The following is a 20226-nucleotide window of genomic DNA, read 5'->3' as shown; positions in this document are numbered from 1 at the left end:
CACCTTGAATTTGCAAGCCCAGCCCGTTTCGGTGCAACATCCACCACCTTTTAAGCCAGCCTGGTGGCTGCGCAACTGCCATCTGCAAACCATAGCCGCCAAATACCTGGCGCCGCGCCGTCAGGCACCAGCCTTCAGTGAAATGTTGGCACTGCCGGATGGGGATCAGCTGGAACTGAGCTGGACTGAGGCGCCGGCTGTGCGCCCTGACACGCCTTTGGTCATTGTATTGCATGGCCTGGAAGGCAATATCCACAGCCATTATGCGGCAGGTATGCTGGCGGCTTTGCAGCAGCAGGGCTTCACGGCGGTATTGATGCACTTTCGCGGTTGCAATGGCCAGCCCAATCGCCTGCCGCGGGCTTACCACTCTGGCGATACCGCTGATCTGGCGTATTTGATTGCCCAGCTGCAACATCAGTACCCCACACGCCCCTTGGCTGCTGTTGGTTTTTCCTTAGGCGGTAATGTGTTAGTGAAGTATGCTGGCGAGACAGGTTCGGCCTGCCCACTCAAGGCTCTGGTCGCTGTTTCAGCGCCACTGGCGTTGGCGCCCAGTGCAGATCGGATCAATCAGGGCAGCAGCAGAATCTATCAACACTATCTGTTGGGGCGACTGAAACGCAGTATGCTGGCCAAACTTAAACGCCATACAGACTTTCCTTTGCCAATCACGCCACAACAAATTCTCAGCCTGCGCAGTATCCGCCAGTTTGATGATGTACTGACAGCACCTTTGCATGGCTTCAGCAACGCCGATGACTATTACCGGCAATGCAGCGGCAAGGCGTATTTAAAACAGATCCAAAAGCCTACCCTGCTGATCCATGCCGAAGACGACCCGTTTTTATCCGCCGCTGTGGTACCCAAAGCGGACGAAATGCCACCCTGGGTGTCATTAGTGTTGTCCAAAAGGGGCGGTCATGTCGGCTTTGTCAGCGGCGCTATTCCGTTGAAGCCACGTTATTATCTGGACCAGCATGTTCCGGCTTATTTACAGCAGTTTTTCCCACAGGTGGTCGCCCCATGTTAATTCCGTACCAGCAGCTGGACAGCAACACGCTGGATAATCTGATTGAAGCTTTTGTGCTGCGCGAAGGTACAGATTATGGTGAACAGGAAATGACACTGGCCGGCAAAGTCAGTCAGATCCGCCAGCAAATCGAGGCCGGACTGGTGGTGATTGTCTATTCAGAACTGCATGAAAGTGTCGACCTGCTGACCCGCCAGCAATGGCTGGTGCGTGTGTCTGAGCAGAACTGTGGCAGTTAAGTCAAAGTGCGGGTGGCACTGTGGGCGCGGATCAGGCTTTGCCAGGGCTGCTCAGCGCGGCCCAGCACCATAAAATCCGGGTTCGCCAGGGTTTCCCGTTGGTTGTAGCTTAAAGGCATAAACTGGCTGTCGAGAATTTTGCCGCCAGCCTCTTCGACAATAATCTGCACAGCGGCGGTATCCCACTCGCCTGTAGGGCCCAGACGCAGGTAACAGTCTGCCCCACCTTCAGCCACTAAGCAGCTTTTCAGTGAACAACTGCCCAAAGCAACAAACTCCGGCTGCACCTGTTCGTTCAGTAAATGCTGAATGGGTGCCAAAGGTTGACGCCGACTGACTGCGATGCGCAGCGGCTGGCCGGTCTGATGCTGACGCACCTGAATACGTTTGATCAGCGAGCCCTGCTGTTTAAAAGCGCCGTGCCCACGACTGGCGTAGTACCAGGTGTGTTCTTTTGGCCAATAGATCACCCCCAGTACAGGCCAGCCATGTTCCACCAGCGCGATACTGACAGCAAAGTCACCGCTGCGGGCCACAAATTCCTGAGTACCGTCCATCGGATCAATCAGCCAGTAACGTGGCCAGTCCTGCCGTTGCTTCAGCGGCAACAAATGCATTTCTTCTGACACCACCGGAATATCAGGACTGAATTCAGCTAACGCATGCAGGATCAGGGAATTGGCGGCTAAATCCGCCGACGTGACCGGGCTGGCATCCGGTTTTTGTTCATGCTGGTAATCTCCGCTCTGGTAAATGGACCAAAGCGCCTCTCCGGCACGTTGTGCTGTTTGCTTAACAGGTTCTATTAACCTACTTAAAAACATCCTGATGAGTATCCAGATAATTCCGGGCGAGATATAAAGCAGCCACACTGCGCGCTTCGGTGAAATCCACCTGCGCCAGCAGTGACTGCATCTGTGACCAGTGCCAGCTGACCAGCTCCAGAGGTTCAGGCTCATCGCCCTGCAACCTGGACGGTGCCAAGTCCAGCGCTAACACCAGATGCATTGTAGCATTAAAGTACCCCGGAGCTAAGGCCAGGGTTTTCAGTTCAATCAGTCGGTTGGCTTTAAAGCCAATTTCTTCCTGCAATTCGCGGTTGGCCGCTTCCAGTGCTGTTTCCCCCGGGTCTATCAAGCCTTTGGGAAAGCCCAACTGGTAATCGTGGGTGCCGGCACAGTATTCCCGTACCAGATAAAACTCGTCTGCACTGGCGCAAGCCACCACCATCACAGCACCGCGGCCCGAACCTTTCATGCGCTCATAGGTGCGCAGTTCACCATTACTGAACTTCAGCTCCAGCTGTTCCACTTTGAACAGCCTGCTTTCAGCCACCAGCCGGCTTGCCAGAATTTCAGGTTTGACTTTCGCCGGGTCCTTCTGCGTCATCAGACTGCCTCTGTTACAATGAGCGACCGTTCTACTATAAATGGAAAGGCTGAAAAAACCTATGCTGGACTGGAGACAAATAGATACGGTGCTGTTGGATATGGACGGCACCCTGCTCGATTTGCATTTTGATAACTACTTCTGGCTGGAGCATCTGCCCGAACGCTGGGCCGCAGAAACCGGACAGACCGCGGACCAGGCCAAGGCACAGCTGAAAGCTGAATACGACCTGTTAATGGGCAAACTGGAATGGTATTGCCTGGACTACTGGGCCAACCGCACAGGATTAGCCATCACAGAGCTGAAACGGGAAATTCAGCATAAGATCCGTATGCGGGACGACAGCCCGGCCTTTTTAACCGCGCTGCGGCAGGCGGGTAAGCAAGTGATCCTGGTGACCAATGCCCATCCGGACAGCCTGTCGCTGAAAATTGAGCAGACGGAACTGGCCAGTTACATAGATACCCTGGTGTCTGTGCATGAGTTTGGTTACACCAAAGAACAGCAGCCACTGTGGCAACTGCTGCAGCAAAAGTATGGCTTTGACACGGAGCGAACGCTTTTTGTTGACGACAGTCTGCCAGTGCTGCGCTCCGCTCAACAGTTTGGCATCCGGCATTTGCTGGCCATCACCAATCCGGACAGCCAGCAACCCGCCCGCATCATCACAGAGTTTCCGGCTATTGATAACTATGCCGTGTTGCTGGATGACTTAACGGCTGCCTAAGCGCACCGGGAAACGGCCTTGTGCATCAGCTTTGCCAACAAATTGCATGGCCTGGTGCACATCCTGCGGCATGGAGCTGTCCGGTTTGATAAACCCATCCAGCCGGTAACGCCCGGCCGGGCTGACCAAAGCAGTCACCTCCAAATGCAGTGGTGGACTGGGTTGGGTCACCAGCTGCAGCTGGTTATCAGCACAGCTCAACTGGCCATCCAAAGTTCCTAAACCTATCCAGCCCGTTGGTGGCTGCACTTTTGCATCCAGCCAGCTCACCAGCCCCTGTAACTGCTGGCAACCTGCAGTTGACCATTCAAGCTCAGGAATTTTCAGTAAGACGGCACCGTCCAGCCCCACTGGCAAAGGCAGTTGCAATGCAGGTTGCAGCAAAGACACCGGCAGACGTGCCTGCAACTGACGCACTTGCATGGAGTCAAAGCCGAACCGCAGTTCTGTTTTCAGTGAAGGCAACTGAGTCTGGCGTGGCTGCCCTGCTTCCAGCGTGAGCGCCAGTTTACCAGTGAAAAGCAACCAGGGGTTTAGCTGCCATTTCAGATCCGACAGTGTCAGACCCTGCACGGATAACGCTTGGACCTGCCCTTGCCACACAGTGCCTGACACGGGGCCCAACTGTACAGAGGCGGGCAAAGGCACTAATTTGAGCCACAAAGCCGCTGGGCTCAGCAGCAACACAAAAGCCAGATACAACGCCAGGATCACCAGGCCGGTTTTTATTTTTTTCATCAACTTTCAACCACTAAACGTCGCACTCTGACCAGGCCCGCCTGGTCGGCTTTGCTCAGGTCCAGCTGCACTATTGACACTTTGTGTTGGTACTGCAGCTCATGCAACCAAGTCAATAATTGATCAAAACTCAGGTCATTCAGCATCACCTGCATTTGTTCATTTTGCGGCTGCATCCGGCTGACCTGAATATTATGTTTGCGGGCGCTGGAACTCAACAAATCGGTCAGGCTGCCAGCCGGGGCGGTTTGGGCGGAGGCGACCGGAAAACTCTGCACCTGAGTCAGCTGTTGCTGTACCCGCACCAGATCAAGCTGCTGCTGGTTCAGGCTTTGATGCAGCGGCTGCCACAACAGATAATAAAAAACAGCGACCAGAACAGCGACGGCCGCCACCATCAACAGCTGTTGCTCCCGGCGTTGCAACGCCGACCAGCGAGCCAGAAGTTGTTGCTTCGTCATGATTTGACCCTCACCGACACAGTACCAACCACTTTGTTGCCTTCATTGCTCAGTGCGCCTTGTTTCACCTCAAAGCCCTGTTGCTCCAGCCGGGTTTTCAGGCTGTCAAACCGTTGAAAACTGTCAGCCTGTGCCTGGAAACGCAGCTCATTACTTTTTTGGTCGTAGCGCAGACTATCCAGACGGACCTGCTCTGTCGCGGCCAACTCCCGCTGCACATCCTGCAATAAGCCAAACAAACTGACATCTTTGCCCTGACCAGCCCCGACAGTTTTGCGTGCCAGTGCCCGGCTGATATCCCGGGTCGATTCACCGGGAAAACGGCTTTTATACAACTGCACCAGCTGCGCACGTTGTTGTTGCAGCTGATTACCTTGCTGCCAGACCTGCAACCCGACTGAGCTCAGGTAAATCAGCGCACAGGCAGCGGCAGACAGCATCGACGTTTTCCAGGTCAGCCAGATTTTGCTTTGTGGTTTTTTCGGCTGATAGGGCCCCTGCAACAGACTGAACGGCTGCTCTGGCAACTGAGCGGCCAGCAGGGCCAGCGGCAATTCAGGTTCTGCCAACTGCACCTGCTGGAGTATCTGCTCCGGCCAGGGGCTGTAACTGGTGATCAGCTCAATGTCGGCCAGTGCCAGGTAGTCGGCCCACCAGCTGCTGTCAATGCTGGTAGCCTGCCAGTCCGACTGGCGCACTAACCATTGACCCGCCAGCTCTATGGCACTGGCGGCCTGCGCAGAGAGTGGCAATAGCAACGCATCGGGCAGCATACGGCTGGCGGTGAAACCGGCGGCTGTCAGTTGGGCCAGCCATTGCTCCAGTTGCACTTTTTTACACAAGGCCACCTGTTGCCAATACTGCTGTTCCTGCTGCACACAAGGCCCCAGCGCCAGAAACAACTGATCGATATCTTCGGCATGCTCTTCTTCCAGCATATAAGGCAAAGCCTGCAGCAGCTGGCGATTGGGCTTGCCCGGCAACGCCACTTTGGTCATCACCACGTCGGCAGCGGGCACCAACGCCACTACCGGCCTGGCACCAAGCCGCTCTGCCAGGGCGGGCAGTTCGGAGCTGTCTTTCAGCTGGCCTGAGGCGATGACCTCGGAGCTGGCCGCCGACCAGACCAACCACACCACCGCCTGGTCGGGCCGGCTGTTCAGCCGGATTATTATTTGTTCTGTCACCACTGGCCTCCAAAACGCCGGGCTATCACTTTTACTTTTTGTTGTTCATCTATGTGCAACACAGACGCCAGATTAAACAGGCTGTCCTGGTAGGTCACTGTACTTTCCAGCACAAAATAATTGGTTTTTAACACAAACAAGGCTTTGACCTCATCTGGTATGTTTTTGCCCTGCAGTTGCTGGCTTTGCCAGACTTCGTCCAGAGTTGTAAAACCTTGTTCCGGCCTGCTGCCAATTAAATCCTGCGCCGCCCCTTCATCCAGCTCCGGAATAAACGCACTTAACAGCACCGCCTGCTCCGAACTCAGGGTATTGATATTTAACTTGCTGTCACGCAGTTTTGGGATCACACAGACAAAGGGCCGCACCTGTTCATAATCCGACGGCGTCATATCCAGCATCACCCGCAATTCAGAGACCGAGCCCATCAGGCTATTGGCCGTGTAATAGGGCAACTGCAGTCCGGCGTAATCATCCTGCTCTGCCCCACCTGCCGTCTGTAACAAAGAATCCGCATCCAGCCAGTCGCTGACCCGGGCCACCAGGTATTCAGAGGGCATCGACAAATCCGTGGCTTTTAAGTCCAACAAACGTTCAAACGCCTGCTGCGTGGTACTTTTACCTGTCCCTACCTGAGTTTCACCGGCAGGTCGTTGCAGGCTGTTCAGGTTAAAGCAACTTTGCAAGTCAATCAGTTTGCCCGTGATACTGCCATCATCCACCGGGAAGGTGGCGCCCAGCTTGGCCCAGTCCTGCGATAAGTTGGTGGTTTCTTCGCTGACTACTGTACGTTTGATTAACTGAATAGCCGCCTGCTCTGCGGCTATGGCATACCAATACGCCTGCTGCTGATGCTGGCGGTTAAACTGTCGCTGCAACTGCAACTGCAGCCGGCCACTCATCTCCACAGCGATGACCACCACCAGCGCCAGGATCAGCATCACCACCACCAGTGCTACACCCCGTTGTTGCCGCATCAGGTCAGGCCATCCACTAAGGTATAAAAACGCTGAATCTCACCCAGACTTTCGTGGGTAATGGTCAGCCGTATGGCTTTAGGCAGACGCTCCGCATTCCATTGCTCTTTCCACTCCTCGTCCTGCAGGTATTCCAGCTTAAAGCCTGTCACCTGGTCCAGCAGTGGCTGCACTTTCGGCTCTGTGCCTGTCACCGCATCCGGGTACAGACTGAATAAACGTTCTATACGGCCTTCTTTTAAACGATAAGCGACGGCCTGAATTTCACTGCGGGGCAACACCATACCCGGATTACGCCAGCCATGATGCACAAAAGCCAGTGCATCTTCTTCACTGTCAAACAGCAGTTTTTCACCGATCAGCAGTGCCTTTAACGGCTCTTCACCGTCAACCCGGATTTGCCGGGCGCTGATTTGCGCCAGATCCCGCTCCAGCAAATTAAAAAAACGCTGCAACTGCACCAACCGCAGTTCTGCGTTGCGGGCAGCAGCATCCGTATCCAGCACCGATGACAACACACTGGCGGAGGCAAGGCCAACAATGGCAAAAATAGCCACTGCCAGCAGCATTTCAATAAAGGTAAAACCCCTGCTACGCATCGGGTTTTCCCACATAAGTCTGCAGCTGATAAATCACCCGCTCTGGTTCATCCGCCAGGCTGACTTTTACCACTACCGCACTGAAATTGGCGTCAGCAGTTTTGCGGATTTCCTGTCGCCAAAGCCACAGCCGGTTCGCCAGCTCGACCGTTTTTTGTTCGTTTTTCAGTGGCCAGCTTTTTTCCAGAAACACCGCATTGAGCTGATTTTCGGCAACATAACCCGCATAGGTTTGTTCTTCCAGCATGCCGATGGCTCGCACATGCTCTGATGTGGCTTTCATTGCCGCCACACCGGCGGTGGCAAAAATGGCCACTGCTATCAGCAGCTCCAGCAAGGTAAAACCACGGGAGTTCATGGCCGCACCGTATCAGGTTCAGTCCGGCTCAGTGGAATACTGTACTCGCCTTTGAGCGACTGATACCAAACCGGGTCGTCGGTGTCGTCCGACAACACCAGCAAAAAGGGGCTTAAATCACCGGATGACAAAATATAGACCTGGGGCAGCAAAGGTTTTTCTTTGGCATCTGGCGGAGTTTTTTCCGTAGTTTTGCCGTCGCTTCCGGTTTTCTCACCGGTTTCTTCGTCCTGTTCCATCAACTGCTCCAGCCATTGCTGTTGCTGCTCACGAAACTCTTCCTGCCCCATAATGCTGTCTTCGGCAAAAGGCAGGCCATCCAGTTGCAATTCGACCGTCAACTGTTCAGGCCAGGCGTGAAACTGCATAAACCTGGGCTCAGCGGCACGTTGCCAGCGGGTACCGTCATGCCAGAGAAATTCATAGCCTTTGTCATCCAGCAACAGGCCAAAATCCATTTGTTTCATTACTGCGGTTTCTGACACCGTCTGGACCAGTTGCTGCAAACGTTCAGTCTCACGCTGCAACACTTTTTCCCGTGGTTCCAGCACAAAATTCACCACCACAAAAGACGCCAGTAAGCCCATCAGCACCATGACCAACATCACTTCGATCAGGGTAAAACCCTGGTGCTGCAGGCGACGCATCAGTTTTGCTGCTCTTCCGAATCCAGGTTCCAGTTGCCAATATCATCTTCGGTACCGGCAACCCGATCCGGCCCCATCGAAAACACATCAATGCGGCCCATTTCACCTGGGCTGACCAACTGATACTCATTATCCCACGGGTCTTTTTGCATGCGCTTGATAAAGCCGCCTTCAGGGAAAGAACGGGGTACCGGTTCAGAGGTGGCCTGGGTCACTAAGGCCTGTAAACCCTGCTCAGTGGTCGGGTAAAAGCCATTGTTCAGTTTGTACAGGTCCAGCGCATTTTCTATCTGCTGAATATCCACTATCACCTTTTGTTTCGCGGCTTTTTCCTGGTTTCCCATTAAGTTGGGCACCACCATACTGGCGATAATGCCGAGAATGACGATCACCACCATGACTTCAAGCAACGTAAAACCTTTTTGCTGTTGCATCCTAACCTCCTACTAAATTGTTTAATGCCAAAATAGGCTGCAATATTGCCATGACGATAAATAACACTATGCCGGCCATGGACACGACCAACACAGGTTCAAACACTTTCAGCGACACAGTGACCAGGGTTTCAAATTCCCGGTCCTGGGTGTTGGCCGCCCGCTCCAGCATACCATCCAGCTGACCACTTTTTTCCCCGCTGGCGATCATATGCAGCATCATAGGCGGGAACAGTTTGGTCTGCTCCAACGCAGAACGCAGCGACGCCCCTTCGCGCACCTTGGCGGTGGCTTCACCTATCGCCTGACGCATATAGGTGTTTTCCAGCACGTCGCTGCTGATGCGCATCGCTTCCAATAAAGGCACGGCACTGGCGTTGAGAATACTTAAAGTACGGGCAAAACGGGCTGTATTGAGGCCACGGCTGACTTTACCGACCAGACCCAGCCGTAACAGACGCCGATCCACCTTCAGCTGGAAAGCTGGCTTGCGCAGCGCCCGTTTAAAAGCAGCAATGGCCAGAATAATCAGCCCCAGCACCAACAGGCCGTAGTCGCGGACAAAATCACTGGCCGCTATTAAGAACAGGGTTGAACCCGGCAGGCTCTGGCCCATATGTTCAAATTGCCCGACAATTTTGGGCACCACAGCCGCCAGCAACACGCTGATCACGCCAATAGCCACCAGCGTCAGAATGGCCGGATACAACAGCGCCTGTAAGATCTGGCTGCGCATATGCTGGCGTTGTTCGGTGTAATCGGCAAGCCGGTTCAGCACCGCATCCAGGTGACCGGATTTTTCGCCAGCCGCCACCATCGAACTGAATAAGTGGTCAAACACATAAGGGAACTCGGCCAGGCCTTCGGCCAGGCTGTAGCCTTCCACCACTTTGGAACGCACTGCCATCATCATGCTCTTCAGTCGCGCTTTGTCACATTGTTCTGCCACTGCATAGAGGGCGTTTTCAATCGGCAGGCCGGCTTCGACCAAAGTTGCCAGCTGACGGGTGATCAGGGCCAGCTCCGAGGCTTTCACCCGTGGTTTAAACCAGCCTGACCCGGCTGACAGCAGTTTTTCCTGCCTGGCAACCAGTTCCAGGCTGAGCGGCGTCAGCTTTTGTTCACGCAGCAGCTGGCGGGCGTGACGGGCGTTGTCGGCTTCCATCACGCCTTTGGTTTTACGGCCTCTGGCATCCAGCGCCTGGTAATCAAAAGCCGCCACTAGGCATCCTCACGTGTGACACGCAGCACTTCTTCCAGCGTGGTTTCACCGGCCAGCACTTTGCTGAACCCATCCTGGCGGATACTGGGGCTTTGACTGCGGATGTATTTTTCGATGGCCTGTTCGCCTTTGCCGTTGTGAATAAGCTCCCGGGTGTGTTCATCCACCACCAGAAGCTCATGGATACCGGTGCGGCCGCGATAGCCGGTCTGGTTACAGTGTTCACAGCCGACGGCACGGTAAATCAGCGGCGCGTCTTTTTTGGTGACCGCCAACAGAGCCCGCTCTTCTTTGTCCGGTTCATGGGCTTCTTTGCAATGCGGGCATAAGGTCCGTACCAGACGTTGGGCCAACACCCCCAATAAACTGGACGACAGCAGGAAAGGTTCCACCCCCATATCTTCCAGACGGGTAATAGCACCAGCGGCAGTGTTGGTGTGCAATGTGCTCAGTACCAGGTGACCGGTCAGTGACGCCTGCACCGCGATTTGCGCTGTTTCCAGGTCTCGGATTTCACCGACCATCACCACATCCGGGTCTTGCCGCAATATGGCGCGCAGGCCACGGGCAAAGGTCATATTCACTTTGCTGTTCACCTGGGTCTGGCCTATGCCTTCCAGCTCGTATTCAATCGGGTCTTCCACCGTCAGAATATTGCGGTCTTTGGTGTTGATTTCGGTCAGGCCGGCATACAAAGTGGTACTTTTCCCCGAACCTGTTGGGCCTGTGACCAGAATAATGCCGTGTGGTTTTAAGATCAGACGGGAGAAGGCTTGTTGCACCGACGCTGTCATGCCCAGCTTGTTCAGGTCCAGATGGCTGTTGTTTTTATCAAGTAAACGCAGCACCACCCGTTCGCCGTGGCTGGATGGCATGGTCGATACCCGCACATCCACAGCCCGGCCAGCGATGCGCAGACTGATACGGCCATCTTGCGGCACCCGCTTTTCGGCGATATCCAGTTTAGCCATTACCTTAATGCGCGACACCAACAGGCTGGACAGTTTACGGTTCGGTTTGAGCACCTCACGCAATACGCCATCGACCCGGAACCGCACCACCAGGTTTTTCTCAAAAGTTTCGACGTGAATATCGGAAGCGCCCAGTTTAATGGCTTCACCCAGCATGGCGTTAATCAGCTTGATAATGGGTGCATCGTCTTCGTTTTCCAGCAGGTCTTCGGTTTCCGGAATTTCATCCGCCAATGACGCTAAGTCCACCTCGTTGCCGATGTCTTGCATAATCTGCTGCGCTTCGGTGGAATCGCGCTGATAGGAGGCCTCCAACAAAGCTTCAAACTCGTTGCTGCTGAGCTTCTGCACCACAAAAGCCGTGCCCAGTAAACGCCGGACTTCCAGCAGTGCGGCTGGTGCTGTGTTTGGGTTGACATAAAGCACCCAACCTTGTTCCTGCGCCTGCAGCAGCACCCCAAAACGTTTGGCAAAACCAAAAGGCAGCCGTGTTCTTGGGGTGGCCAATGGAGCTTGTTCAACCTCTGCCATCAGGGTTGCTCTCCGCCGTTCTGGGTTTTTTTCAGCCGTTCAGCCTGATCCTGCGCTTTTTTCTTTTCCAGGTATTCGTCAAAGCTTGGCGGAATAATCAGGGTGGAATCAAACTCCGGCATGGCCGGGGTTTCGGTATCCGACATCAGTTTGATGCCCTTTTCGCCCTGTGCCAGTTGGGCGGCACGCACGTAATTGTATTTACGCTGGCTGATTTCATTCACCAGCGCATCGTCGCGCATAATAGTCGGTTTGATAAACACCATCAGGTTACGTTTGCGTTTGCTGGAGGAGGTGGAGCGGAATAAAGCACCCAGCACAGGGATATCGCCCAAGAGCGGCACTTTGGCTTCGCTTTGCTGTACATCTTCGTCAATTAAACCACCCAGCACCACAGTGGCGCCATCATCGGCCAGCACTGTGGTTTTAATTTCACGTTTGGAAACAATAGGGTTGCCTTCAATATCCCCGTTACGGCCCGACACTTCCTGCTCAATGGTTAATTTAACCGCATTGCCTTCGTTAATTTGCGGCGTGACTTTCAGCTTGATCCCCACTTCAATCCGGTCCAGCGTGGTAAAGGGGTTGGTGCCGCCCTGGCCTGGGCTGGTGGTGGTTTTCACCGGAATTTCTTCACCGACAATAAAAGAGGATTCCTGGTTATCCAGGGTCGTGATCGACGGCGTGGCCAGAATATTGGAATTACTGTCGCTTTTGACCGCCTGCAAAATAGCGCCCCAGTCGTTTTTCACCACGCCCAGCATCATCCCTGTGGCACCCCCCAAGGCTTCGCCAAGTGCAGTGTAATCCCCATTGGAATCAGGAGTCGTTTGGGTGGTGGTTGTGCCCTCTGCATTAGTAGTAGTGGTCGTTGTTCCCTTAGTTACCCTAGCCGCGGCTGCACCAGCTGCCACCGACGTAATAGGCACCACGCCATTATTAAACTGAGTAAAACCGCCATCGGCACTAATCCACTGTACGCCCAGGTTAACCCCGGCATTGTCAGCCACTTCCACAATAATGGCTTCGACCAATACTTGCGCACGGCGGATATCGACCTGCCGGATCACATCTTCCAGCGAACGCAATACGTCCGGCTGCGCTGTGATCACCAAAGAATTACTTTCGACATGAGCTTCAATGCTGACATCGCGGTTGCCACGGCTGCGGGCACCCTGCTGGCCGCCGGCCGCCGTCCCCCCCTGTGCCTCAGCCGCGATAGTGGCGCTGACACCTTGCAGCACTTTGACTAAATCTTCGGCTTTGGCGTATTTCAGGTAATAAACCCGGGTATTGCCCTGGCTTTCCAGTTCGGCGTCCAGCCGCTGCACCAAAGACACCACCCGTTGCCGCGCCTGACGTTCACCGCTGACAATCACGCTGTTGGTGCGTTCATCGGCCACAATTTTTGGGATCAGAAACTCAGGGGTTTCACCTTTCCCCTGATTTTTATAGATATTTTCCAGAATACGCACCACCTCACCTGAGGAGGCGTAATTCAGTTTGATAATTTCCAGGTCCTGGTCACCGGCTTTGTCTACCCGGGCAATAATATCGACCAGCCGATTCACTGTGGCGGCCTGGCCCGTCATCATAATCACGTTGGACGGGTCGTAGTTCACCACGCTGCCGCCGCCGCTCTGGTCAACAAACTGACGCAGCAGAGGAGCCAATTCACGCACCGAGACGTTTTTCACCTGCACGACGCGGGTCACCATTTCATCGCCCTGAGCGCTGCTGTTATCCCCAACCACCGGGATATTGGCGGTTTTCGCATCTTTTTGCCGCACCACTTTCAGCACGCCGTTGTCCATTTCCACAATGGAGAAGTCGTACACTTCCAGCACATTCAGGAAAAACTGGTAATACTGTTTTTCATTCAGCATTTCATAGCTGCGCACATTGATACGGCCGCGCACCTGTGGGTCAACAATAATGGTTTTGTTCAGGTTTTTACCGACGATGTTAATAAACTCATTAATGTCGGTGTTTTTAAAATTAGGCTGGTATTCCACAGCGGCAGCAAAAAAGCTCAGCAATGCCAAAGCACCGGCACCTAACCAGCGCTGCATTTGCATACAGGAAAATCTGACTGACTTCATTGGGTTTAAACCATTCTGTAATGTAATTGTTATTGCGACAGACTAAAGACGATGTCCCGGGTCTGGCCGTCCCGTTCTATTTTTATGGAAGCCTGGGTCGCTTCCCGTAATTCACGCATGACCACCATCGCCTGCTGCATATCGTTTAGCGGCGTACCGTTAATTTCAACTGCAATATCATTGGTCTGCAGACCCATACGTTCAAATAAAGCCGGGTCTTTGCCCGGTGTCACCCGATAACCATACAATTTGCCATTGCGGTATTGCGGTGAAATACGGACATAGTCGAAAAACTTCATCGGCTCCTGCAACATTTCCTGCCGGGCTGCCGCCATATCTTCCGGGACTTCGACCAGTTGCGGTCCTTCCATGGGCTCAGGCAACGCCTGATAGGATTCCACCGCCTGATTTTGCTGCGCCATTTGCTGGTATTCCACGCCGTCCAGCATCAGGGTCTCAAAACGGCCACCAACATTCAACAGCACCCTGTCATCAAACACCTGACTTAAACTGGCACTGGTGCCTTCAATGCGATCGGACACCCCATAGGTCTGTTCAGCACCCTGACTGTCAATAATGGCGGAGCCGGCTTCAGGTTTGCCTTTCACGGCCACCACTCCGGTCAGTTTTAGATTCAGGCTGGTTTTAGGTGCGTCAGACGGCGCGGGAGCAACAACCTCAGGCGCAGCCTCCGCCTTGCCAAACAATTGTGCTGCTAATAGCGGCTGAATATCAACAGCAGAAGCCTGACGGACCTGAGCGGCACTCAGGGGTAACCCCGGTGTGGCGGGTGTGGGCCATAATTGCCAGGTGAGCTGAGCGGCCAGATAACAAGCCAGCAGCAGCAAGGCCGCCGTCAGACCTGTATTGACGCGGTTCTGAGGCACCCGGGACAACCAGGCCAGATAAGGGCGGACGGAAGCAAGCCAATTCATTCTTTAATAATTCTTTTACAAAACTCGGTTTATCTTACTCAGTTGTCTTAAGCGCAACAAGCCCGCTGTTTCTGGAAGGGTAAACGGGTATTCTACGCTAGGGCCGGCGCGCGATTTGTGGTAATTTGTGCCAGTACAACACTGGCGTTTTTCCAGCCAAAGGAGCAACGGATGTCTGAGCCTACCACAAATACATTACGATTAGATAAATGGTTATGGGCCTGCCGCTTTTACAAAACCCGCAGCCTGGCAAAAGACATGATCGAAGGCGGAAAAGTTCATTATAATGGCCAGCGTTGTAAAGCCAGCAAAACAGTGGAGCCCGGTGCAACCATTCGGCTGACCCAGGGGTCGGATGAAAAAACCGTCGTCGTGCTTGGATTGTCGGAACAGCGTTTGTCCGCCCCTTTAGCCCAGGCTTTATATGAAGAAACAGCAGAAAGCATTGCCGACCGTGCCAAACGAGCTGAATTGCGTAAACTGAACGCCTTATTCGCTCCGCATCCGGACACCAAGCCGGATAAAAAAATGCGCCGGCAATTGCTGCTGATCAAAGCTCAGCAATCCTGAACAGTTCAGACAGGTAGCCCATGAACAGAGATTTACTACAACGTTTTTTATTCAGTCACCGTGATGTGCGTGGTGAACTGGCGTATGTCAGTGACAGCCTGCACCAGATGCTGGCAAACCACAATTACCCATACCCGGTCAAACAACTGCTGGCCGAACTGGTGACAGCGACCAGCCTGCTGACCGCTACGCTGAAATTCGATGGCGATATTGCTGTGCAGTTGCAAGGTGATGGCCCTATCCGTTATCTGGCCGTCAACGGCAGTTCCAATCAGCAGTTTCGTGGCGTAGCACGGTTACAGGCTGAAATCGCGGGAGAGAGTTTCCGTGAGCTGATTGGTGAGGGTTTTATGCTGGTCACCATTACGCCCAAACAAGGCGAACGTTATCAGGGCGTTATTCCACTGGTTGGCAACAGCTTAAAAGAAACGCTGGAAGCTTATTTTGTTCAGTCTGAGCAGTTACCCACCCGCTTGTACCTGTTCAGCGACTTAACAGCCGAATCCAGTAAAGCAGCAGGTCTGCTGCTGCAAGTGCTGCCGGTCGACCCGGAAAAAGCCAAACAGGACTTTGACCATTTGGTGGTACTGACGGATACCATTACGGCACCTGAGCTGCTGGAATTGCCGGTCGAACAAATTCTGCACCGCCTTTACCACGAAGAAGATGTGGAACTGTTCCCGGCACAGCCGGTGCAGTTTGTCTGTGGTTGTTCGAAAGAAAAATGCGAAGCCGCCATTATTTCACTCGGCAAAACGGCTGTCGAAGAACATATAGCCGAAGGCAAGCTGGAAATCTGCTGCGATTACTGCAACACCACTTATCGTTTTGATGACACTGAACTGCAGCTCATTCTGGCAAAGTTCTGACCCCACACATGGCGGCCATGTAACCCGCCATGTAAACTTTCAAAAAAGCCGATAAAAAGCTATCAAATCCTCCTGCCAAGGGTCGTATAGACCGGTTAAATACAGTACAATCCCCGCCAGAATAGCTATAAAACACCTCAATAACCGACTTATGTACCTCAAGGAGTCACCCTACAATGACCTCTACAATTACTCGTCACATTGATTTAGCAGTGGCGGATTTAGTTGAGCATGCGATTCGCCGTGGCGAAGGTGTGTTGGCAGACAACGGCGCTTTAGTGGTAAAAACCGGACACAGAACCGGCCGTTCACCCAAAGACCGTTTTATTGTCAAAGAGCCAGGCACTGAAGCAGATATTCAATGGGGCAATGTGAACCAGCCCTTTGATGCCGCCAAATTTGACGCCTTGTGGGCCCGGGTCAGTGATTTTATTGCGACCAAAGAACACTTTGTGTCCCATCTGGAAGTGGGTGCTGACGCTGAACACTACATCCCCATGACAGTGACCACAGAAACCGCCTGGCAGCATATTTTCGCCAAAAACCTGTTTATCACCCCTGCGCACTGGAATAAAGCCGGCAAAGATCACTGGCAAGTTCTGAACGTCCCGTCCTTCAGCTGCGACCCGGAGCGTGACGGTACCCACAGCGACGGCACTGTAATGATTAACTTCGCAGAGCGTAAAGTGCTGCTGGCCGGTATGCGTTATGCCGGTGAAATGAAAAAAGCCATGTTCTCTGTACAGAACTTCCTGTTGCCCGCCAAAGGCGTGCTGCCGATGCACTGCTCTGCCAACGTTGGGGAAGATGGCGACACCACCTTGTTCTTCGGTTTATCTGGCACCGGCAAAACCACCTTGTCCGCCGACCCGAAACGTTTTCTGATTGGTGACGATGAACACGGCTGGGCACCGGGCAGCGTCTTTAATATTGAAGGTGGTTGTTACGCCAAATGTATCGACCTGTCACAGAAAAACGAACCGGTGATTTGGGACGCCATCCGCTTTGGCACCATTCTGGAAAACGTGGTGCTGGACGATAACCGCACGCCAGATTACAAAGACGCCAGCCTGACCCAAAACAGCCGCGCCGCTTACCCACTGGCTCATGTGGAAAAACGTGTGCTGGAAAACCGCGCCGGTGAACCTAAAGCTGTTGTGTTCCTGACCTGTGACGTCAGCGGTGTGTTGCCGCCTGTGTCTGTGCTGTCCGAAGAAGCGGCCGCTTACCACTTCTTAAGTGGTTACACCGCCAAAGTAGGCTCGACCGAAATTGGCTCCACAGCCGCCATTGAATCGACCTTCTCCACCTGTTTTGGTGCGCCGTTTTTCCCACGCCCGGCTGGCGTATACGCTGAATTGCTGATCAAAAGGGTGCGTGAATTCAATTCCAAAGTCTATCTGGTGAACACCGGCTGGACCGGCGGCCCACATGGGGTTGGCAAACGTTTTGATATCCCGACCACCCGCGCCATTATTGACGCCATAGTGTCCGGTGAGCTGGCCGCCGCTGAAACTGTGCACCTGCCACAGCTGAACCTGAATGTCCCGCTGCAAGTCACAGGGGTGGACAGCACACTGCTGAACCCACGTGACACCTGGGCCGATAAAGCGGCTTATGATCAGTACGCGGCCAAACTGGCGGCAGAATTTGCCAATAACTTTAAGAAATACGACGTGTCGGATGCTATCCGTAACGCCGGTCCTAAAGTGTAACAGCAACCAAGAATGAACTCAGGGACCGGGCTAAACTCCGGTCCCTTTTTCTTGTTTCAGCGGAAAGTACACTGTAACGACCAGGCCACCATAAGCATGGTTATGCATGGTGATTTGCCCTTGGTGCATATCAACAATTTTTTTAATAATGGCCAGGCCCAACCCTGAACCGCCGCTGCCCCTGGCTATGTCGCCCTGCGCAAATGGTTCCAGCATACGCGCCATTTCCGGCTCCGGAATACCAGGGCCGTGGTCGCGTACCTGTACAAACACCCTTTTGCTGGCCCGTTCCAGCCCGGTGCTGACTTCAATGGCACCATCTGAGTACTTCAGTGCATTTTCGATCAGATTGGTCAGTACCCGTTTCACCGCAATACGCCGCAGTGGGACCAGCGGTAAATGGTGGTCGAGGTGCGCATTGATCTCGCGTTTCTGCAGACGATCAGCGCTGATTTGTTCAGACACCAGCGCATTCAGGTCATCATTTTGCAGGTTTTCTTCTTTGTGGTGGCGAATGTAATCAATAAACTGGTCGATAATGGCGTTCATATCGTCAATATCGCTGGCGATGCCATCGCGGATCCAGTTGTCCTGCTCACTAACCATTTCGCTGGCCAGTCGGATACGGGTCAGGGGCGTGCGCAAATCATGCGACACCCCGGCCATCAACAGGTTACGGTCTTGTTCCAGTTGCCCTATCCCTTTGGCCATATGGTTAAAAGCCCGGGTCACCGCCACTATTTCGGTGGAGCCCTGCTCAGGTATAGGCTCAGGAATTTCGCCCCGCCCGACTTTTAATGCCGCCTGCTGCAAGGCCTGCAAAGGTCGGTTCAGCTGTCGGGCAAAAAGCCAGCCACCCGCCACACTTAAAAAGCCAATCACCAGCACATAAATTTTCAGCGGAGAAAAATCAGTTTCATCCAGCCCTGTTAAAGGCACTTTGACCCAATACTGTGGCGCCTGGGGTGGTTTCACCCAAAAGGCATAATTGTTTTGTTGGGCAATACGGACTTCCGCAGGCCCGCCCAGCTCATGCGACATTTCTTCGGAAAAATACTGGTAATAACTGGCGTCGTTTAAGCCATGTTGGAGGGCTGTGGCATCTGTGTACACTTCAATACCCGTCGCTTGCTGAAAGCGCCGGGTCAATTCTTCAGACAACAAATGGTCACGATGGTCCACATCAATAAACACGACTTTGATTTGTTTGGCGATCAGATGATTAATTTGCTGGTAGCTGGGTTTAATCACGTAATAAACCACTGAAAGGTAAGACACCAGCTGGTTGATCAATAACAGAATGCCAATCAGAAAAACGGTCTGGCCAAAGGCACTGCGTGGGATCAGACGCATCTAACTGACAGCGCCGTCCGGCACAAAGACATAACCCAGGCCCCAGACCGTCTGAATATAACGTGGGTTGGCCGGGTCATCTTCCAACATGCGGCGTAAACGCGACACCTGGACATCAATGCTGCGTTCCATCGCGGAATAATCGCGGCCCCGGGCCAGATTCATCAGTTTGTCACGCGACAACGGCTCGCGTGCATGGCTGACCAGCACTTTCAGCACAGCAAACTCCCCGCTGGTCAGTGGCATCAGCTCGTCACCCCTGTGCATTTCACGGGTGGCTAAATTGAAGGTGAAAGGACCAAACTTGACCAGGGTTTCTTCCTGGGTTGGCGCACCAGGTAACTCTTTGGACTTGCGGCGCAGCACGGCACGGATACGCGCCAGCAGTTCACGCGGGTTAAAGGGTTTTGGCAGGTAATCGTCTGCACCCATTTCCAGGCCAATAATACGGTCCACTTCATCACCTTTGGCGGTCAGCATAATGATAGGAATTTCATTGTCCTGCTGACGCAACTTCCGGCAAATGGACAACCCATCTTCGCCCGGCAACATCAAGTCCAGTACCAGTAAATGGAAATGTTCGCGCTCCATCAGCCGTTGCATCTGTTCATAGTTGGCCGAAGTCCGCACTATATAACCCTGCTCGACCAGATAACGCTCCAGCAAAGCCCGCAACCTCATATCGTCGTCGACCACTAAGATCTTGGTGGTTTCCTGTCCTAACATAAATCCCCCTCCACGCCACCAGACCACTATAAACGAAAAAACCCGTCACAGTAGCGGCTGTGACGGGTTCATGTGTTACAAAGTTTGTCGGAACGACTTAATTTGTCTGCACTTTTTCAACTTTTTTCAGCGGTGGATTCATCCATACCACGTGACCGGTATGCGCACTTAACCGGGTCGAATTTTGCTGTTTTTCTAACTGTTGCTGGTCAATCTGGTACGCGTAGTTGGCTGACGAGCTGCAACCACCGAGGATCAGTGCTACTGCAAGGACCAGCAGACCTGTGATTTTTGCTTTCATAGTGGTCTCCTTTTATCTGAACACAAGTTCACTATAGCCAGCAACGCGCCAAACGCCTAGCATATTTTTGTTACACCTAAATGACAGCAAAAGATTATTTTTAAATAAGTGTGGAAATTTACGCAACAACGTGAATTTAAAG

The 20226-nt window shown here is 53.3% G+C and carries 23 protein-coding genes; 6 read left to right on the top strand and 17 right to left on the bottom strand.

Going from position 1 to position 20226, the window contains the following annotated elements; genetic code table 11:
* The first annotated feature begins 4 nt into the window (after positions 1–4).
* Together WKJ04_RS08495 and WKJ04_RS08490 are read left to right on the top strand one after the other, a co-directional pair.
* Entirely contained in the window at positions 5–1033 is a 1029-nt protein-coding gene (locus WKJ04_RS08495; protein ID WP_337880029.1) for a hydrolase, read from the top strand.
* Entirely contained in the window at positions 1027–1272 is a 246-nt protein-coding gene (locus tag WKJ04_RS08490; protein WP_337880028.1) for a YheU family protein, read from the top strand. The genes WKJ04_RS08495 and WKJ04_RS08490 overlap by 7 nt, the downstream gene beginning before the upstream one ends.
* Here the strand turns inward: WKJ04_RS08490 and cysQ are convergent.
* Both cysQ and nudE read right to left on the bottom strand, forming a co-directional pair.
* A complete protein-coding gene (cysQ, locus tag WKJ04_RS08485) occupies positions 1269–2096 on the bottom strand; it encodes a 3'(2'),5'-bisphosphate nucleotidase CysQ (RefSeq protein WP_337880027.1) in 828 nt (275 codons plus the stop codon). The two genes, WKJ04_RS08490 and cysQ, sit on opposite strands and share 4 nt — an antisense overlap.
* Complete coding sequence (gene nudE / locus WKJ04_RS08480; RefSeq protein ID WP_337841681.1) at positions 2083–2661, bottom strand: ADP compounds hydrolase NudE; 579 nt, start codon at positions 2659–2661, stop codon at positions 2083–2085. The genes cysQ and nudE overlap by 14 nt, the downstream gene beginning before the upstream one ends.
* Positions 2662–2722: 61 nt before the next feature.
* On the opposite strand from nudE, the gene yrfG reads away from it, so the two are divergent.
* Positions 2723–3388 (top strand): GMP/IMP nucleotidase, encoded by a 666-nt coding sequence (yrfG, locus tag WKJ04_RS08475; protein WP_337880026.1) that lies wholly within the window; start codon positions 2723–2725, stop codon positions 3386–3388.
* On the opposite strand, the gene WKJ04_RS08470 is transcribed toward yrfG, so the two are convergent.
* Genes WKJ04_RS08470 through gspC form a run of 12 tightly spaced genes read right to left on the bottom strand, consistent with a single transcriptional unit; the run spans position 3374 to position 14550 of the window.
* Entirely contained in the window at positions 3374–4126 is a 753-nt protein-coding gene (locus WKJ04_RS08470) for a type II secretion system protein N (RefSeq protein WP_337880025.1), read from the bottom strand. The two genes, yrfG and WKJ04_RS08470, sit on opposite strands and share 15 nt — an antisense overlap.
* Positions 4126–4587 carry a type II secretion system protein M gene (locus WKJ04_RS08465; RefSeq protein ID WP_337880024.1) on the bottom strand — a complete coding sequence of 154 codons (462 nt, stop codon included), beginning with the start codon at positions 4585–4587 and terminating at the stop codon, positions 4126–4128. The genes WKJ04_RS08470 and WKJ04_RS08465 overlap by 1 nt, the downstream gene beginning before the upstream one ends.
* Complete coding sequence (gspL, locus tag WKJ04_RS08460) at positions 4584–5774, bottom strand: type II secretion system protein GspL (RefSeq protein ID WP_337880023.1); 1191 nt, start codon at positions 5772–5774, stop codon at positions 4584–4586. Before gspL ends, WKJ04_RS08465 begins: the two co-directional genes overlap by 4 nt.
* Positions 5771–6751 (bottom strand): type II secretion system minor pseudopilin GspK, encoded by a 981-nt coding sequence (gene gspK, locus WKJ04_RS08455; protein ID WP_337880022.1) that lies wholly within the window; start codon positions 6749–6751, stop codon positions 5771–5773. Before gspK ends, gspL begins: the two co-directional genes overlap by 4 nt.
* Complete coding sequence (gspJ, locus tag WKJ04_RS08450; RefSeq protein WP_337880021.1) at positions 6751–7350, bottom strand: type II secretion system minor pseudopilin GspJ; 600 nt, start codon at positions 7348–7350, stop codon at positions 6751–6753. Before gspJ ends, gspK begins: the two co-directional genes overlap by 1 nt.
* Positions 7343–7708 (bottom strand): type II secretion system minor pseudopilin GspI, encoded by a 366-nt coding sequence (gene gspI, locus WKJ04_RS08445; protein ID WP_337880020.1) that lies wholly within the window; start codon positions 7706–7708, stop codon positions 7343–7345. The genes gspJ and gspI overlap by 8 nt, the downstream gene beginning before the upstream one ends.
* Positions 7705–8355, bottom strand: coding sequence for a type II secretion system minor pseudopilin GspH (gene gspH / locus WKJ04_RS08440; RefSeq protein ID WP_337880019.1), 651 nt, complete (start codon positions 8353–8355; stop codon positions 7705–7707). The genes gspI and gspH overlap by 4 nt, the downstream gene beginning before the upstream one ends.
* Positions 8355–8789 (bottom strand): type II secretion system major pseudopilin GspG, encoded by a 435-nt coding sequence (gene gspG, locus WKJ04_RS08435; RefSeq protein ID WP_337841690.1) that lies wholly within the window; start codon positions 8787–8789, stop codon positions 8355–8357. Before gspG ends, gspH begins: the two co-directional genes overlap by 1 nt.
* Position 8790: 1 nt before the next feature.
* Positions 8791–10011 (bottom strand): type II secretion system inner membrane protein GspF, encoded by a 1221-nt coding sequence (gene gspF / locus WKJ04_RS08430; protein ID WP_337880018.1) that lies wholly within the window; start codon positions 10009–10011, stop codon positions 8791–8793.
* The gene (gene gspE, locus WKJ04_RS08425) at positions 10011–11513 is read right to left on the bottom strand and encodes a type II secretion system ATPase GspE (protein WP_337880017.1); all 1503 of its coding nucleotides are present in this window, start codon (positions 11511–11513) and stop codon (positions 10011–10013) included. The genes gspF and gspE overlap by 1 nt, the downstream gene beginning before the upstream one ends.
* A complete protein-coding gene (gspD, locus tag WKJ04_RS08420) occupies positions 11513–13615 on the bottom strand; it encodes a type II secretion system secretin GspD (RefSeq protein ID WP_337880016.1) in 2103 nt (700 codons plus the stop codon). The genes gspE and gspD overlap by 1 nt, the downstream gene beginning before the upstream one ends.
* 29 nt (positions 13616–13644) lie before the next feature.
* The gene (gene gspC, locus WKJ04_RS08415) at positions 13645–14550 is read right to left on the bottom strand and encodes a type II secretion system protein GspC (RefSeq protein ID WP_337880015.1); all 906 of its coding nucleotides are present in this window, start codon (positions 14548–14550) and stop codon (positions 13645–13647) included.
* A gap of 171 nt (positions 14551–14721) precedes the next feature.
* Here gspC and hslR point away from each other — a divergent pair, with 171 nt between their 5' ends.
* The 3 genes from hslR to WKJ04_RS08400 all read left to right on the top strand — a co-directional run bounded on the left by hslR (position 14722) and on the right by WKJ04_RS08400 (position 17704).
* Positions 14722–15120, top strand: a complete 399-nt coding sequence (hslR, locus tag WKJ04_RS08410; protein ID WP_337841695.1) for a ribosome-associated heat shock protein Hsp15 — start codon at positions 14722–14724, stop codon at positions 15118–15120.
* Between the two features lie 20 nt (positions 15121–15140).
* Entirely contained in the window at positions 15141–15989 is an 849-nt protein-coding gene (gene hslO, locus WKJ04_RS08405; protein ID WP_337880014.1) for an Hsp33 family molecular chaperone HslO, read from the top strand.
* Positions 15990–16165: 176 nt separating this feature from the next.
* Positions 16166–17704, top strand: a complete 1539-nt coding sequence (locus tag WKJ04_RS08400) for a phosphoenolpyruvate carboxykinase (protein ID WP_337880013.1) — start codon at positions 16166–16168, stop codon at positions 17702–17704.
* 30 nt (positions 17705–17734) lie between these two features.
* Here WKJ04_RS08400 and envZ read toward each other — a convergent pair whose 3' ends face one another.
* From envZ to WKJ04_RS08385, 3 genes are all read right to left on the bottom strand, one after another.
* Positions 17735–19057 carry a two-component system sensor histidine kinase EnvZ gene (gene envZ / locus WKJ04_RS08395; protein WP_337880012.1) on the bottom strand — a complete coding sequence of 441 codons (1323 nt, stop codon included), beginning with the start codon at positions 19055–19057 and terminating at the stop codon, positions 17735–17737.
* Positions 19058–19783: a two-component system response regulator OmpR gene (gene ompR / locus WKJ04_RS08390; protein WP_337841699.1), complete on the bottom strand. Its 726-nt coding sequence runs from the start codon at positions 19781–19783 to the stop codon at positions 19058–19060. It abuts the gene before it with no gap.
* Positions 19784–19880: 97 nt separating this feature from the next.
* The gene (locus WKJ04_RS08385) at positions 19881–20084 is read right to left on the bottom strand and encodes a hypothetical protein (protein ID WP_337841700.1); all 204 of its coding nucleotides are present in this window, start codon (positions 20082–20084) and stop codon (positions 19881–19883) included.
* Between the last annotated feature and the right edge of the window lie 142 nt (positions 20085–20226).

Source organism: Rheinheimera sp. (genome assembly GCF_037442345.1).
Classification (GTDB): domain Bacteria; phylum Pseudomonadota; class Gammaproteobacteria; order Enterobacterales; family Alteromonadaceae; genus Pararheinheimera.
The sequence above is the reverse complement of the archived record's forward strand: the minus strand, read 5'-3'. Positions and strand labels throughout refer to the sequence as shown.